Annotated in this window: 11 protein-coding genes; 1 reads left to right on the top strand and 10 read right to left on the bottom strand. The window is 71.2% G+C overall.

The genetic code is table 11. From position 1 onward, the window contains the following. Positions 1 to 69: 69 nt before the first annotated feature. The 6 genes from CLV46_RS04200 to CLV46_RS04175 all read right to left on the bottom strand — a co-directional run bounded on the left by CLV46_RS04200 (position 70) and on the right by CLV46_RS04175 (position 8,412). The gene (locus tag CLV46_RS04200) at positions 70 to 798 is read right to left on the bottom strand and encodes a hypothetical protein (protein ID WP_157802216.1); all 729 of its coding nucleotides are present in this window, start codon (positions 796 to 798) and stop codon (positions 70 to 72) included. Positions 799 to 874: 76 nt separating this feature from the next. After that, the gene (otsB, locus tag CLV46_RS04195) at positions 875 to 1,669 is read right to left on the bottom strand and encodes a trehalose-phosphatase (protein WP_100363612.1); all 795 of its coding nucleotides are present in this window, start codon (positions 1,667 to 1,669) and stop codon (positions 875 to 877) included. After that, positions 1,666 to 3,075, bottom strand: coding sequence for an alpha,alpha-trehalose-phosphate synthase (UDP-forming) (locus CLV46_RS04190; protein ID WP_100363611.1), 1,410 nt, complete (start codon positions 3,073 to 3,075; stop codon positions 1,666 to 1,668). The genes otsB and CLV46_RS04190 overlap by 4 nt, the downstream gene beginning before the upstream one ends. Positions 3,076 to 3,191: 116 nt before the next feature. Beyond that, entirely contained in the window at positions 3,192 to 4,955 is a 1,764-nt protein-coding gene (locus CLV46_RS04185; protein WP_100363610.1) for a YhgE/Pip family protein, read from the bottom strand. Next, positions 4,952 to 7,840: an MMPL family transporter gene (locus tag CLV46_RS04180; protein ID WP_100363609.1), complete on the bottom strand. Its 2,889-nt coding sequence runs from the start codon at positions 7,838 to 7,840 to the stop codon at positions 4,952 to 4,954. Before CLV46_RS04180 ends, CLV46_RS04185 begins: the two co-directional genes overlap by 4 nt. A gap of 8 nt (positions 7,841 to 7,848) precedes the next feature. Further along, the gene (locus CLV46_RS04175; protein WP_245866498.1) at positions 7,849 to 8,412 is read right to left on the bottom strand and encodes a TetR/AcrR family transcriptional regulator; all 564 of its coding nucleotides are present in this window, start codon (positions 8,410 to 8,412) and stop codon (positions 7,849 to 7,851) included. Positions 8,413 to 8,630: 218 nt separating this feature from the next. Here CLV46_RS04175 and CLV46_RS04170 point away from each other — a divergent pair, with 218 nt between their 5' ends. Next, positions 8,631 to 8,849 carry a hypothetical protein gene (locus CLV46_RS04170; RefSeq protein WP_100363607.1) on the top strand — a complete coding sequence of 73 codons (219 nt, stop codon included), beginning with the start codon at positions 8,631 to 8,633 and terminating at the stop codon, positions 8,847 to 8,849. Between the two features lie 15 nt (positions 8,850 to 8,864). Here the strand turns inward: CLV46_RS04170 and CLV46_RS04165 are convergent, their stop codons facing one another. Genes CLV46_RS04165 through CLV46_RS04150 form a run of 4 tightly spaced genes read right to left on the bottom strand, consistent with a single transcriptional unit; the run spans position 8,865 to position 15,031 of the window. Beyond that, positions 8,865 to 10,766, bottom strand: coding sequence for a YyaL domain-containing protein (locus CLV46_RS04165; protein ID WP_245866496.1), 1,902 nt, complete (start codon positions 10,764 to 10,766; stop codon positions 8,865 to 8,867). After that, positions 10,763 to 13,456: an alpha-mannosidase gene (locus CLV46_RS04160; RefSeq protein ID WP_245866494.1), complete on the bottom strand. Its 2,694-nt coding sequence runs from the start codon at positions 13,454 to 13,456 to the stop codon at positions 10,763 to 10,765. Before CLV46_RS04160 ends, CLV46_RS04165 begins: the two co-directional genes overlap by 4 nt. After that, positions 13,453 to 14,067, bottom strand: coding sequence for a D-sedoheptulose-7-phosphate isomerase (locus CLV46_RS04155; RefSeq protein ID WP_100363605.1), 615 nt, complete (start codon positions 14,065 to 14,067; stop codon positions 13,453 to 13,455). Before CLV46_RS04155 ends, CLV46_RS04160 begins: the two co-directional genes overlap by 4 nt. Next, positions 14,060 to 15,031: an ROK family protein gene (locus CLV46_RS04150; RefSeq protein WP_100363604.1), complete on the bottom strand. Its 972-nt coding sequence runs from the start codon at positions 15,029 to 15,031 to the stop codon at positions 14,060 to 14,062. The genes CLV46_RS04155 and CLV46_RS04150 overlap by 8 nt, the downstream gene beginning before the upstream one ends. Positions 15,032 to 15,096: the final 65 nt, after the last annotated feature.

The raw sequence follows: 15,096 nt of genomic DNA, 5'->3' as shown, positions 1-15,096 counted from the left end.
ATGGCGGTGTACCCCATCCTACCGGGGCCCTCCTCGGGAGCCCGGCCCTGGGATCTCGGGACGGCACCCTCAGCGGCGGGCGCGGGCCTCCATGGCGGCGTCCTGAGACGGTAAGTGCGGCGGGCAGATCGCCGCGATGTCCGCGTCCTTCTCCGGGTCACCTGTCATCTCGGATGCGGGATACCAGCCCTGGCGAGGCCACTCGGCGATGAAGCGGTCGCGGTCGATGGCGGGCTGCTGCTCGTGCCCGTGCGCCTCGAGGCACGGGACGAGGAACTCCGTGAGGTAGTCGTACATGTACGCCAGCTGCTCGGGCGTCTCCCGCGGGTGCGGGCGCATCGGGTACGCGACCTGCCCGCAGTAGAAGTGCGCGACGTCCGACTCCGTCGACGGCAGACCGCTGTAGCTGTAGCCCGCCTTCTCCCCGGGCGCGGTCTCGCCGACGGTGACCCTCATCCCGCGTTCCTGCAGGCAGGTCGCGTACGGGCTCGTCGCGGACACGTCCTCCTCGTCGAGCCAGGCGATGAAACCGCCCTCCGGCCGCACGGCGTCAGGATGCGCGGGCAGCACCTGCTGCGTCCAGAACTCGTCCGCTCTTCGTGCGGCCGCGGCCCGAGCCTCTTCCTCCGTGTACGCGGGCGGCTGAGGAGGCACGGGGTGCTCCGCGGCGAACTGCACTCGAGCGGCAGCCCAGTCCGTGGGCGGCTCCGCCGCCGGCGCATCGTCCCCCGGCGGCGCGGTCGCGCATCCCGCAAGCAGCGCCACGATCCCCAGCACCGCCGCTGCACGTCCCCGCATAGGGCGACCATATCGGTCCTTGCTGGGCGACGCGAGCATCGCTCGCATCAGGCCGCACCGGCGCGGCGGGCGCATCCTATTGCTCGTGCACGCCGCCTTCGCGGTAGGTGGCGAGCAGGTCGAGCACCGCGGCGACCTCCGTCGGGCCGGCCACGCGGTGATTCGCGAGGGTGGGCCCCTCGCCGCTCTTGAGGCCGAGGTCGTGGGCCTGCAGCGCCGCGAACGCGTCCTCGTCGGTGACGTCGTCCCCGGCGTAGAGCACCGCATCGGCGTCGATGTAGCGGCGGAGGTGCTCGACGGCCTCGCCCTTGGTCGTGGACCGGACGGCGAACTCGAGCACGTTCTTGCCCTGCCGGATCTTGAGATCATCGACCTCGGCTTGCGCCTCGCTGAGCGCGACGAGGTGCGCGACCCTGCTGTTGTGCTCGGTCGCGAGCCGGGTGTGCAACGCGAATCCGGCGGGCTTCGGCTCGAGCCAGACGTCGTCGATCGAGTCGGCGACCTGGCCGAGCACCTCGTCGAGCACCCGCACCCGGGCCTGCTCCGCCTCGTCGAGCACGTGCGCGTCTTCGGGATTGTCCAGGCGCAGCTCGATGCCGTGCGATCCGACGAGCAGCACGTCGTCGGGCAGCCCCGACACCTCCTCGAGGCTGCGCAGGGCACGCCCGGAAACGAGAGCCACCCGCGTGTGGGGAAGGGCTCGCAACCGCAGCACCGCCTCGTGGGCGAGCGGCAGCGCACGAGCCTTTGCCGGGTCGTCGACCTCGGGCGCGAGCGTGCCGTCGAAATCGAGGGCGACGAGCAGCCGTTTCACGCGGGCGAGCTCGTGGAGCGCTCCGACGAGCGCCTCGGGGAGTCCTGCCTCGCTCACGGGTTCTTCGACGCGGCGAGCTCACGCAGGAACGTGCTCGACCAGTACGCCACGTCGAACTCGAGCACACGCTTGCGCATCGCCCGCATCCGCCGCCGACGCTCCGCCTGCGGCATCTCGATCGCCTGCACGATCGCATCCTTCAGCCCGTCGATGTCGTGCGGGTTGACGCGCAGTGACGTCTTGAGTTCGTCCGCCGCTCCGGTGAACTCGCTCAGCACGAGCACGCCGTCGCCGTCGTGCCGCACGGCGACGTACTCCTTCGCGACGAGGTTCATGCCGTCGCGCAGGGCGGTGACGAGCATGACGTCGGCCGCGAGGCACAACGCGACCATCTCCTCGCGGGGGAACCCGTGGTGGAGGTAGCTGATCGCCTGGTGGCTGATCGTGCCGTAGTCGCCGTTGATGCGTCCGACGGTGAGTTCGATCTCGTCGCGCAACTGCCGGTAGGCGTCGACCCGTTCACGGCTCGGTGTCGCGACCTGCACGAGCGTGACGTCCTCGACGCTCACCCTGCCTTCGGCGAGCAGTTCGCCGAAGGCCTTGAGCCGGTGGCCGATGCCCTTGGTGTAGTCCAGGCGGTCCACGCCGAGCATGACGACCTTGGGGTTGCCGAGATCTTCGCGGATCTGACGGGCGCGCTCCCGGATGTCGGGGCGCCGCGCGAGCTGTTCGTAGCTCGCCGAGTCGATGGAGATCGGATACGCCTTCGCCACGAGGCGTCGACCGTCGGGCAGGCGGATGGCGGTCTGGCTCGTGGTGGCCGTCGTCAGCCGGCGCACCGCGCTCTGGAAGTTCCGGGCATCCGCAGGCCGCTGGAAGCCGACGACGTCGGCGCCGAGCAGTCCTTCGACGATCTGGGTGCGCCATGGCAGCTGCGAGTAGATGCCGTAGGGCGGGAAGGGGATGTGGTTGAAGAAGCCGATGGTGAGGTCGGGTCGCGCCTCACGCAGCATCCGCGGCACGAGTTGCAGCTGGTAGTCCTGCACCCACACGGTGGCGCCCTCGGCGGCGATGGAGGCGGCGGCCGCGGCGAATCGTTCGTTCACGGCGACGTACGCCTCCCACCACTCCCGGTGGTAGTGCGGGGGCGCGATGACGTCGTGGTAGAGCGGCCACAGCGTGTCGTTGCTGAAGCCCTCGTAGTAGCGGTCGACTTCGTCGGAGGAGAGGCGCACGGGCACGAGGTGCAGCCCGTCGGCGTCGAACTCGTCGAGGTCGAGGTCGGCGCGACCGGGCCAGCCGACCCACGCACCGTCGTTGGTGGCCATGACGGGACTCAGCGCGGTGACGAGTCCGCCCGGGGAGGGCTGCCAGCGCTCGGTGCCGTCGTCGTCGACGACGTGGTCGACGGGCAGGCGGTTGGAGACGACGACGAAGTCGACTCGGCGGGAACTGTCGGTCATGTTCGTGGAACTCCGTTCGGGCCGCATCCGGCCACTCGAGCGGGCCTTCCCAGGCTACCAAACCCGGTCAGCGCGCCCCCAGGCGACGTTCAGGATCGCGTGCGACGCGCGCGGGCTCAACCGCCGAACGCCGGGATGAGCCGCTGGGCCTGCACCCGTCGCACCCGTCGCAGCGCCACGGCCCCGAGCAGCACGCTCAGCAGACCGAGGCCGACGAGCGCGACGCACGCCGCGACGACCGGCGAGGCCGCTCCCCCCGCGAGGATCGCCTGCAGTCCGTCGACCGCGTGCGGGAGCGGGAGCAGCGGATTCAACGCGGGGAACGGCGGCGCGAGCACCTCCACCGGATAGAGGCCGCTCGTGGCGGTGAGCTGCAGGGCGAGCAGCAGGAGGGAGATCACGAGACCGGTGCGCCCGAACGCGAGCGTGAGCAGCACGTGGAAGGCGGTGAACGAGAGCGCGGTCAACGCGGTGAACCCGAGGGTCGCGGGCAGCTTTTCCCACCCGACGCCGGCCATGGTGTGCATCAGCACCACGAGCAGGGCCGCCTGTACGAGTGCGGCCGCGGCGGCCCGTCCGAGGGCGGTACCGAGGAGCCGTCCGGTGCCGACCGTCGAGGTGAGCAGGCGCGGTGAGGGTCGTCCGAGCACGAGCGCGGTCGCGAAGGCGCCCAGCCACAGCGCGAGCGGCACAGCGAGCGTGGCGACGATCTGTCCCGCATCGGAGACCTCGTGGGCGCGCGTCACCTCGAGGGTGACGGGGTCGGAGGCGACGTCGGCGGAGGCCTCGGCCGTATCGGAGTCGCTCGCCGGAACCTGCGCGGCGCCCGTGCGCAATCCGTCGGCGAGCCGCTGCGCACCCGAGCCGAGCTCCCCGAGACCGCCGGCGAGTGATTCGGCGCCGGAGACGAGTGGGGCGCCGCCCGCGGCGAGCTCCCGCGCCCCGTCGGCGCTCTGGGCGACGCCCGAACGCAGCCCGTTGAGGGCGGATGTGGTCTGGGTACTGAGCTGGGCGCCCGATGCCGCTGCGGTCGCCAGCTGTTGACTGATGCCGGCGATCGTGGCCGGCCACTGCGGGTTGAGCGGGTCCGCCTGCTGAGCGGCCACGGCCTGCGAGAGCGCGGCGGAGAGCTGGCTCACGCCGGAGGTGTACTGCGCGACCCCGTTGCTCAGCTGTGGCAGATTCGAGGTGCCGGAGCGCAAGCGGTCGAGGCCGCCGCTCAACCGGTCGACACCGTCGGTGTACTGCCGCAGTCCGTCGCCGAGACCGACGGCACCCTGCTGGGCGCTGACCGCTCCGGTCTGCAGCCCCGCGGCACCGTCGGCCGCCTGCGTGAGCGCCGTACCGAGCTGGCCGACACTCGCGTAGACGCCGGAGATGTACTGCTTGGTGATCTCGGTGCCGAACGCGCGCACCATCCCGTCGCCGACGGCCTGCGCGACGGCGCCGGTGAGGTAGGCGTGGGCGTCGTCGGCGCGCAGCGAGATCTCGGCCTGCTTCGGGTTCTCGGACTGCAGCGAGGTGATCGATGCGGAGAAGTCCTCGGGCACGGTGAGCACCGCGTAGACCTCGCCCGCGGCGAGCGCCTTCTCGGCGTCCTCGTCGTTGGTGAGCTGCCAGTCGAACCCCGTCGTGCCCGGATCCGTCAACTCGGTGACGAGCTGCCGACCGGCCAGGACCGGCCGCTCCGTGCCGTCCGGCAGCGTCTGCTGCACGAGTTCGTCGTTGTTGACGATGGCGGCGGGGATCCGGTCGAGCGCGTCCTCCCCGCCGGCGAGCGCGGCGATGAAGAGGCCGGAGAAGGCGAGCGGCACGAGCACGGCACCGACGACGGCGAGACGCCGGATTCGCCGGCGGCGAGCGGATGCGGGAGCGGTCATCGGAGGGCCTCCGAGCGGTCGAGGTCGTAGAGGTCGAGGGAGATCGTCTCGCGGCCCGGAGGGGCACTGAGCGCCCGCGCCGGAACGGGGGTGCCGATGACGATCGTCGTGGCGGCGGGGGCGAGCACCGACACGGCGCGCAGGAACGCGTCCGCGTCGTCCGGGGCGGCGAACGCGTCGAGCTGGTCGAGCATCACGACGGGGGCGCGCTCGGTGAGCGCAACGGCGGCGAGCGCGACGGCACGTTCCAGTTGCGGCAACTGGTCGACTGCGTCGTCCGACCGCACGTACACACGCGCGAGCGGCCCGAGCGCGTCGTTGATCCGCGACACCCACGACTCGACCGCCGGATCCGCCCGCCCGGACCGGTACCAGGGTCGCGTCATCCGCACCCGCTCGGCGAGCAGCTCGCCGACCGTCGGCCGCAGTTCCCCGTGCCGCGGAGCCCCGAGCTCTCCGAGTGCGACGAGCGCCGCCACCCGCCCCTGCTCGGCGGTGACGGAGTGACCGAGCACTTGCGCCTGACCGGATTTCGCCGGGATGCGTCCGGCGAGGGTGGCGGCGACGAGCCGGCGCACGCGGGCCGGTCCGCTCGCGAGCACGAGGGCGCCCTTCGGCACCCGCACGTCGAACGACTCGAGGTGGTCGTGCTCGTTGCCGGCGACGAGGTGCTCGGCGCTGATCGCCCATTCCCCTTCGCCGTCGGCCCAGCGGGCGGCGGCGCGGTGGTGCCGCAGCGATTCGCCTTCGATGTCCACGTTCGGCAGCACCCGGTCGAGCCATTTCGGCAGATACCAGGCGGCGCGCCCGGCGAGCGCCATGATCGCGGGAACGAGGGTCATCCGCACGAGGAAGGCGTCGAACGCGATGCCGACGGCGAGGCCGAGCGCGATGACCTTGATGACGCCCGCACCCTCGGGCACGAAGGCGGCGAAGACGAAGAACATGATGAGCGCCGCCGCAGTGACCACGCGCGCGGCACCTCGGAATCCGCGCACGATCGCGTGCCGGGCGTCGCCGCCGTGCACGAACTCCTCGCGCATCCCCGAGACGAGGAACACCTCGTAGTCCATCGCGAGGCCGAACAGCACCGCCATGAGCAGGATCGGCATGAAGCTCAGGATGGGTCCGGGCACGGCATGCAGCAGTTCCGCTCCCCAACCCCACTGGAACACGGCGACGACGACGCCGAACGAGGCGAACACCGACAACAGGAAGCCGAGCGCGGCCTTGAGCGGCACGAGCAGCGAGCGGAACACCATCATCAACAGCACGATCGAGAGCCCGACCACGATGACGCCGAACGGCACGAGGGCCTCGTCGAGCCGTGTCGAGATGTCGATCATCACCGCCGTCGTGCCCGTGACGAAGATGGGGGTGTCGAGGTCGCGCTCGATGTCGGGAGCGAGGTCGCGGATCTCGCGCACGAGCTCGGTCGTGGCCGGGGAGTCCGGTTCGGTCTCGGGGATGACCTGCAGGATGGCCGTGTCGAGCGTCGGGTTGGGGGTGCCGGAACCGACGTATTGCACGCCGTCGAGGCGCTCGACCCGGTCGGCGATGGTCTCGAGGTCGTCCATGAAGTCGGTGGTCTGGGTGATGTCGACCGCGACGATGAGGGGTCCGTTGCGTCCGGGGCCGAACTCGTCGCTCACGAGGTCGTAGGCCTCGCGCGCGGTGGAGCCCTCGGGCTGGCTGCCGCCGTCGGGGAGCGCGAGGTTGAGCTGGAACGCGGGGATCGCGAGAGTGCCGAGCACTCCGATGACGAGCACGACCGCGACGATCGGCGCCTTGAGCACGAGCTTCACCCACCGCTCGCCGAAGGTCGGCTTGCCGTCGACGACCGCCGCCCGGCGGTGGGCGCGAGACCCCTCCTTCGGACGCAGCCGGTCCTTCGCCAGCCCGAGGAACGCGGGCAGCATCGTGATCGACACGAGGATCGCGAGGAGCACCGCCCCGGCGGCGGAGACGCCCATCGCGGAGAGGAAGGGGATGCCCACGACGAGCAGTCCGAGCAGGGCGATGATGACCGTCACCCCGGCGAACACGACGGAGCTGCCCGCGGTCGCGACGCTCGTCGCGGCGGACTCCTCGGCATCCATTCCGGCGGCGAGCTGTGTGCGGTGCCTCGAGAGGATGAACAGCGCGTAGTCGATGCCCACGGCGAGGCCGATCATGACCGCGAGGAGCGGCGTCGCGCTCGAGATCGTGGTGAACGCCGAGACCGCCGTGATGCCGCCCATCGTGACGCCGACCGCCGTGATGGCGGTGAGCAGCGGCATCCCCGCGGCGAGCAGCGATCCGAACGTGATGAGCAGCACGACCGCCGCGAAGAGCACACCGACGATCTCGGTCGGGGTGATGCCGTACTCGAGATCCTCGTAGACGCTGCCGCCGAACTCGACGCGCAGGTCCGCGTCCAGGGCCGGTTGCGCCGCCTCGCGCACGCCCTCGAGCGTCGAGTCGGTCACATCCTGCGCCGACTCGTCGAACTGCACCTGCACGATGCCGGTGGTGCCGCTGTCGCTGAGCGCCTCGCTCGCGTACTCGGAGAACGGGTCGATCGCCTGGGCGACCCCGTCGACGTCGCCGATGCGCTCGGCGAGTTCGACGACCTCGTCGCGATAGGGCTCCGAGTCGAGCTCGTCGCCGTCGGGAGCCTGCACGACGATCTGGGCGCTCGCCCCGGCGGTTTGCGGGAACACCGCCGCGAGGCGGTCGATCGCGTCCTGGGATTCGGTGCCGGGGATGACGAAGGACTCCTGCGTCTTGCCGCCGAGAGCGAGCCCGCCCCCGAGGATGGCGGCCATGAGCAGGATCCAGGCCACGATGACGGGCCAGGGGCGTCGATAGGAGAACCGGCCCAGCCGGTAGAGGAGGGTAGCCATGGAGCGTCCTAGGGGGAGGTCGGGCGGAGCCGGGCGGGGGTCAGCAGTTCGGTCACGATCCTGATGAGAGCGGCCCTGATCTCGTCCGGGGGAACCTGCTCGGCCACGGGCGGCGCGGCGACCAGGCTGTAGGCGGCGCCGCCGAGGGCGACACCGAATCGGATGGCGTCGTCGAGTCCCGCGGCCGCGGTGTGGAAGTAGGTGCCGATGCGTTCGATGAGCGCGTTGCCCCGCACGATGACCGGCACGTCCTCGAGCGATCGACCCTGGTTGATGAACAGGTGCACCTGCAGGCGGTGTTCGAGCAGCAGGTCGACGAACTCGGCGATGAATGCTCCGCGCAGCTCACCCTCGAGCTCGCCCGCTTCGATGCGGTCGACGAGCCGTTCGAACGCGTCGAGCGTGGGGTCGATGGCCGCCTCGAGCAGCGTCTCCTTCGAGGCGTAGTGGTAGAGCACGCTCGACTTGGAGGTGCCCGCCGCTTCGGCGATGCGTTGCAGTGAGGTGCCGAGGTAGCCGCCGTGGGCGAACTCCTCGAGGGCGATGCGGCGCAACTCGTCGGGTGTGGGCACGAAGTAGGACATTACTTGACCGATCGGTCAGGCTCTGACCGATCGGTCAGAATTGCAGATCCTTCTCAGATTCCGCGGGCGCATCGACCGTCACCCTCCGCATCCGCTGAGCATCGGACCGCAGAAGTGGCGCTCCGCCTCGGAAGAAGTCTGGGAGTAGCTGAGCGTTCGAGAGAAGTGCTTCGAGAACCGCTTCTCGTTCTTTAGCGTGGCGACCGATGGAGGTCACCTTGCGCTCACTACTCGTCGGCGGCGGACTCACGCTCGCCGGAGCGGCCGTCGGCGTGCTCGCCGGAAGCCGTCTGCGCCGCGAACCGACCCCTGAGCCCGTCGTTCCCCCGCGCTTCGGACCCGGTCTCTTCAACGCCGAGGACCCGCATTCGCCGCCCACCCCGGTGCTCGGGATGCCGGCCATCCGCCCGACGCAGGGCTCCTGACCGGGTCGTTCCCGCTCAGGCAGACGGATCGGCGGAGAGCCACTGCTCGCAGCCGAGCAGCAGCACGCCGGCGCTCCACGCGTGCGAGAGGGTAAGCAGCATGCCCTTCGGCTGGAAGCACGAGGTCTGGTAGAACCGCTCGCTCACCATGCCGCGGTAGGCGTTGAAGTCCCCGTCGTGCCGGGCCACGAACTGGCGGAAGCACGCGAGGGCCTCCTCCGCGCGGTCGCGGTAATGGATGTCGCCGGTCGCCTCCGCGAGGTCGAGCAGCTCCCGCGTGCAGACGAGGCCGTAGGCATGCAGGTGCTGGTTCGAGCTCGACGCCTGATCCGCGCCCCGCGTCCCGAAGTCGTAGACGCCGAGGATCGTCGTCGGGTCGAAGCGCACGTCGTAGCTGTAGCGGAACGTGAAGGTCCAATCGGCGGCGCGCGCGGCGAGGTCGAGCCAGCGCCGCTCCCCCGTCGCCCGGTGCAGCGCCATGTACGCCATGATCGCGACGTAGCCGTCCTCCGACGTCGGCGCGAGGTCGACGTCCTCCGGGGCCCCGTGCAGGTACTCCATCTCGACGAAACGCGCGTAGTACTCCCCCGCGCGCACCGCTGCCGGCAGGTAGCGGTCGTCCCATCCGGCGGCTTCGAGGAGCGCGGGCACCCACGCGAGCGCCGCCGAACCCGTCCATGACAGCACCTCACCGGTCTCGGCGTGGTGGATGTGGCCCAGATTGCCGTCCGGGCGTTGACGCCCGACGACCACGTCGAGGTTGGACCGCGCGGCGGCCCGCCACGTGTCGTCGTCGATCAGCTCGAGCGCCCGCACGAGGAAGTGCGTCGCCTCACCGAGCGTGCGGGAGTGCAGGCCGCGCTTGAGGTTCGTCCAGCTCTGCGTCCAGCCGTGCTCGCGGTACCAGGTTCCCCAGAACGTGCCGGACGGCGACAGCTCCCCCGTGATGAAGTCGATCACGCGGCGGGCGGCATCCACCTCGCCCGTCCGTCCGGTGCGCAGGCCGTGGTGCAGCAGCGCGTACGCCCACGGGATGCCGCTCACCCAGCCGACGTGCATCGCCTGCCTGTCGACGCTCCTGCCGTCCCGACCGCTCACCTCGCGATCGAAGCCGACCGTCTCGAGCAGCACGCCCGGCTCCGGGTCGAAGTGCCAGCGGGTGAGCCCCTCCGCGGCGAGCGCCGCAGCAGTGGGCACATCGACCCACGGACGCAGCGGTGCGGATGCGGCCGCTCGCGCATGGAGGTTCCGCAGCACGGGCGCGTAGGAGTGCCGGTCGGCGGGCAGCTCGTGCACCGTGAACTCGAGGCGCACCGTGTCTCCGGGCGCCCACTCGCGCACCGAGTGCTCCGCCGGGCGGGCCTCCCCGCTGCCGTAGTAGGTCACCGGGAACTCCCGGAACGGGAAGGTGAGCGCGATGTGCGCCACGCCGTCGCGGTGCGCGAAACCCAGTCCGGTGAGTCCGAGCGCGGAGTGCTCGGTGCTCGCGATCGCGAGGCCGGGAGCGCCGACGGCGGGCCAGACGAACACCGCCGGCGTCGCAGCGCGGTCGGCGCGGAAATGCCACTCGTCGCTCACCTGCGCCGCGTGACGGTCGGGCGCGGACGCACCGACCTCGAAGCGCGGGAACACCCGGTCGTTGGCGGCGGGGCGGTTCTCGCCGTAGAACGCGCCCGGGATGAGCCACCACGGGTCGTTCGCGCCGCCGAGCGCGAGCGCGGCGCGCACCGCGGCCCGCGTCGGGGCCTCACCGCGCCAGGTGACGCCGAGTTCCACCCGCCAGGCGCCGTCGCCCTCGTCGACCCAGCGCTCGGCGGTGCGGAACCGCTCGGACTCCGGATGCGCGGCGGCGGGCTCGCCGGGGGCGACCTCGGCGAGCATCCGGACGTCGAGGGCCGGATGCTCCACCGTCGTCACTCCGCGTCGAGGTCGGTCGACGGCACCACCGGCGGCTCCGGTTCGACGCCGTCTGCCGGGATCGCGGGGGCGGACGCACCCTCGGCAGCGGGCACGCCCGCCGTGCGGACATCCGACACGTCGCCGTCGCCGTCGCCGCCGAGGGGGAACTCGAGCAGATCCACCTCGACGACCGGCGCGTCCGGGTCGACGGGCACCCGGAAGGTGCGGATCTGGCTCGGCCCGAAGTCCGCCTCGAGCGTGCGACCCACGAGCGGCAGTTCGATGCGGGCGGACGCCGCAGCGCCCGTCGTCTCGACGGCGCGCACGATGAGGTCGGCGGAACCGTCGGCCGCCGGGTCCTCGCTGCCCTTGATCGCCGTGACCATGACCTGCCCGCCGCCGTCGGCCGCGAACGAGAGTTGTGCGGGCAGCTCCCCGTCGTGGAACGACTCGAGCTGGGCGCGCACCGGGGCACCGAGCACCGCGGCGCGCCGGGCGGGCTGGGCGGCGCGCCAGTCGCCGTCGTGCGCCACGAGCTCGTAGCTGAAGCGCTGGATGCCCTGGTCCTGGAAGGAGTAGAACCCCTCAGGGTCGAGCAGGCGCGGATCGTGCCAGGAGTACACCGGGCTGCGCACCGCGGTGATGCCGATGCTCGGCTCGTCGCCGGGCGACACGTCGTAGCCGTGCTTGTTCGTCGCGATGACGGTGAGCCCCGCCGGAGCGCCGTCGACCGTGCCGGTGACGTCGACCCAGGACTGCGCGGGCTCCTCCGCCCCGTCGACCGGGCGCTCGATCGTGCCGTACGGGATCTCATAGGTGGCGCGCGGGTCGGTGAGCGAGGTCGGGAAGCGCAGCTTGAGCAGGTGCGCCTGCTCGCGCCAGTCGAGGGTCACGTTGACACGCAGCACCCCGGAATCGTGCGACAGCACGAACTCCTCCGTGAGGGTCGACCGGCCCCACTCCCGTTCGACGCGCACGCGCGATCGCAGCGGCCCGGTCTCACGCACGACGATGCGCTTCAGTTCCATCGTCGCGCCGGGCCACGCGTACGAGATGACGCGGTGACCCCACGTGTCGGTCGGGTCGTCGCACACCTGCGTGTGCTGTGCCCCGTCGACCCCGGCCATCACGTCGACGCCGGTCGCCTTGTTGACGAACGACGAGATCCATCCGGTAACCGGATCGATCTCGATGCGCACGTGCTCGTTCTCGAGCAACGAGTCCGTCACGGTGAGGGCTCCGGATGCGGGCGGCTGCTCGGGAGCGCCGGGGCGTAGGCGGTAGAGGCGGTAGCCGAATGCCGGCACCTCCGCGCGGAACACGATCGCACCGCGGTTGCGGTCGTCCGTGGTCGCGGTGGACTGACTCCGCTGCGTCACCACGGGGGCACCGTCGGCGTCGACCATGTGCACGCCCGCCGGCTGCGCGCCGTACTGCAGGTCGACATCCGCCGTGACCGGCCACGGGTGCGGGTTGAAGACGATCACCGGTTGCGTCGCGACATCCATCGGGATGTCGATGCGCTTCGCGATGAGGTTGTGCGCTCGCGCGATGATGCGCTTCGCGATCGCGGTGGCCTCGCCGAGCTGGTCGCGGGCGTCGTCGTACGACGGCTCGATCGCGGAGCCAGGCATGGTGTCGTGGAACTGGTTGAGCAGCACCTGCTTCCACGCCCGCTCGAGGTCGTCGCGCGGGTACTCGATGCCCTCGCGCACGGTCGACACGGCCGCCCAGCGCTCGGCGTTGAGCACCGCGAACTGCGCGCGGCGCTGCCACGCCTTGATGCCGGAGTGGGCCGAGTAGCAGCCGGGCGCGTGGTGCTGAAGGTCGTCGGCCCGCACGTTCAGACCGTCGAGGAAGCGCGGCCCGCGGCCGAGCATCTCGTCGAAGTACTCGCGCGGCGACGACATCTTCATCCTTCCGAAGGAACCCATCCGGTCGTAGCGGTGGATCGACTCGATGTTCGCCTTGGTCGGCCCGCCGCCGTGGTTGCCCACACCGTAGAACACCATCGCCTCGCCGTGGCTGCGGTCGAGTTGCGCGAGCGACTTGTCGGTCTGCCCGACCACGTCGCCGGGCGGGCTGCAGTACTCGAACGGGATGCGGTACGCGAGTACGCGCGAGCCGTCGGGCGCCTGCCACCAGAAGAGGGTGTCGCCGAAGTCGCTCTCCGTCGGGCCGGGGCGCAGGAACATGTACGAGTCCATGCCCTGCTGGCGGAGGATCTGCGGCAGCATCGCGTTGTGGCCGAAGGGGTCGACGTTCATGCCGACGGTGGCCATCCGCCCGAACCGGCTCTGCAGGTAGCGCTGACCGTAGAGCCCCTGCCGGGCGAACGACTCGCCCATCGGCATGTTGTTGTCGGGCTCGACCCACCAGCCGCCGGCGTTCACCCAGCGGCCCTCCTCGACCCGGCGGCGGATCTGCTCGAACAGCTCCGGGTCGGTCTCCTCGACCCAGCTGAGCAGGATCATCTGGTCGCACGTGAAGACGAAGTCGGGGTACTCCTCCATGCGGTGGATGGCCGACCAGAACGTGGCGCGTGCCTCCTGGTAGGCCTCCTGCCACGGCCAGAGCCACACCAGGTCGAGGTGCGCGTTGCCGATCATGTGCAGCGTGCGGTCGGGCGTCGCCGCCGGGCGCGGTGCCGCCGGGAGGTCGCGGGGCTGGGGTCCGGACGGCGCGTTGGCCATCGGGGCGCTGGTCACGCGGGGCTCTCCTCACCTGCTGGGGTGGTCGGGTGGTACTCGGTGTCGCCGTCGGCCCACGCGTCGACCATCTCGCTGATCACGTGGAGCATGAAGGTGTGCATCTCCTGGATGCGCGGGGTCGTCGACGAGGGGACGACGAGGGCGTGGTCGGCGAACTCGAGTGCCGGGCCGCCGCCGGAGCCGCCGAACAACACGGTCGTGGCACCGTTGCGCTTCGCCGCCTCGAGGGCGGTGACGATGTTCGCCGACCTGCCGCTCGTGGTGAATGCGGCGACGATGTCGCCGCGCCGGGCGAGCGCGGTCACCTGACGACTGAAGACGTCGTCGTAGGAGTAGTCGTTCGCGATGCACGTCATCGTGGTGGAGTCGGTGCTCAGCGTCACGGCACCGAGCGGTCGACGGTCGCGCTTGTAGTGCCCGATGATCTCCCCGGTGAAGTGCTGCGCATCGGCCGCGCTGCCGCCGTTGCCGAACGTGTAGAGGAAATGGTCGCCCTCGTACGCGGCGATGAGGGCCTCCCCCACCGCCCGCACCCGCGGCAGCAGTTCCCGCATCGCCTCGGCGGTGCTGACGTGGTCGGCCAGCTGGTCGCGCATCCACTCAGACACGGGCGTCCTCCTGCACTCGATCGAAGGCGAGCGCGGCGGCGCCCACGACGCACACCTCGTCGCCGAGTCCCGCGAGCTCCACGCGGGCGGCGGCGCCGGCCGGCGCCATGGCGTCGCGCAGCACGCCGGCGCGCACCGGGTCGAGCAACTGCGCACCCGAGCGGGTGACCCCGCCCCCGAGCACGACGACGTTGGGCTCGAACACGTTGACGAGGTCGGTGATCGCGTCGACGAGGGTCGCGACGGTCTCGTCCCATACCTCGGTCGCGACCGGGTCGCCGGCGAGCGCGGTGGACGACACGTCTTCGCCGCGGATGACCGGCAGCGCGGCGAGCATCGAGGGCTGCGTCGCCGCGGCGACGGCTTCGGTGGCCCGCGCAGCGATCGAGGTGCCGGAGGCGTAGGTCTCGAGGCATCCGTTGCGCCCGCACAGGCAGGGCCGTCCGCCGTGACGGACGACGATGTGCCCGAACTCACCGCCGTTGCCGGCCGCTCCGCGGTGCAGTCGCCCGTTCACGATGGCGCCTCCGCCGACCCCGGTCGAGACGGTGAGGTAGAGCGCGATGTCGGCGCCGCGCGCCGCGCCGTATCGGTGCTCACCGAGCACCGCCGCGGTCGCGTCGTTCTCGAGCACCGCCGGCACGCCGAACTCCCGCTGCGCGAGCTCGACGATCGGCACGTTGACCCATCCCGGGAGGTGCAGCGGGCTGATGAGCACGCCGGCACGCGCGTCGAGCGGACCGCCGCACGAGATGCCCACGGCCGAGATCGCACCCAGTCCCGCGGTCACCATCGCCCGGTGGCCCATGTCGAAGAGCCGACGCAGCACCGCATCCGGACCCTCCTCTTTGCGGGTGGGCTCGACCGTGAGTCCGTGGGTTCGGCCGTCGGCCGAGACGACCGCCACCGCGAGCTTGGTGCCCCCGATGTCGAGCGCCAGAACCGGGCGCGGTGAGTCCGCCATGCATTCCTCCGTACTCCGATGCCGGCGTTGATCCGAACGATGTGACATCGTTCCCAGCGTCGATC

This window comes from Diaminobutyricimonas aerilata, from assembly GCF_002797715.1.
Classification (GTDB): Bacteria; Actinomycetota; Actinomycetes; order Actinomycetales; family Microbacteriaceae; genus Diaminobutyricimonas; species Diaminobutyricimonas aerilata.
This window is presented reverse-complemented; position numbering and strand designations above follow the sequence as displayed.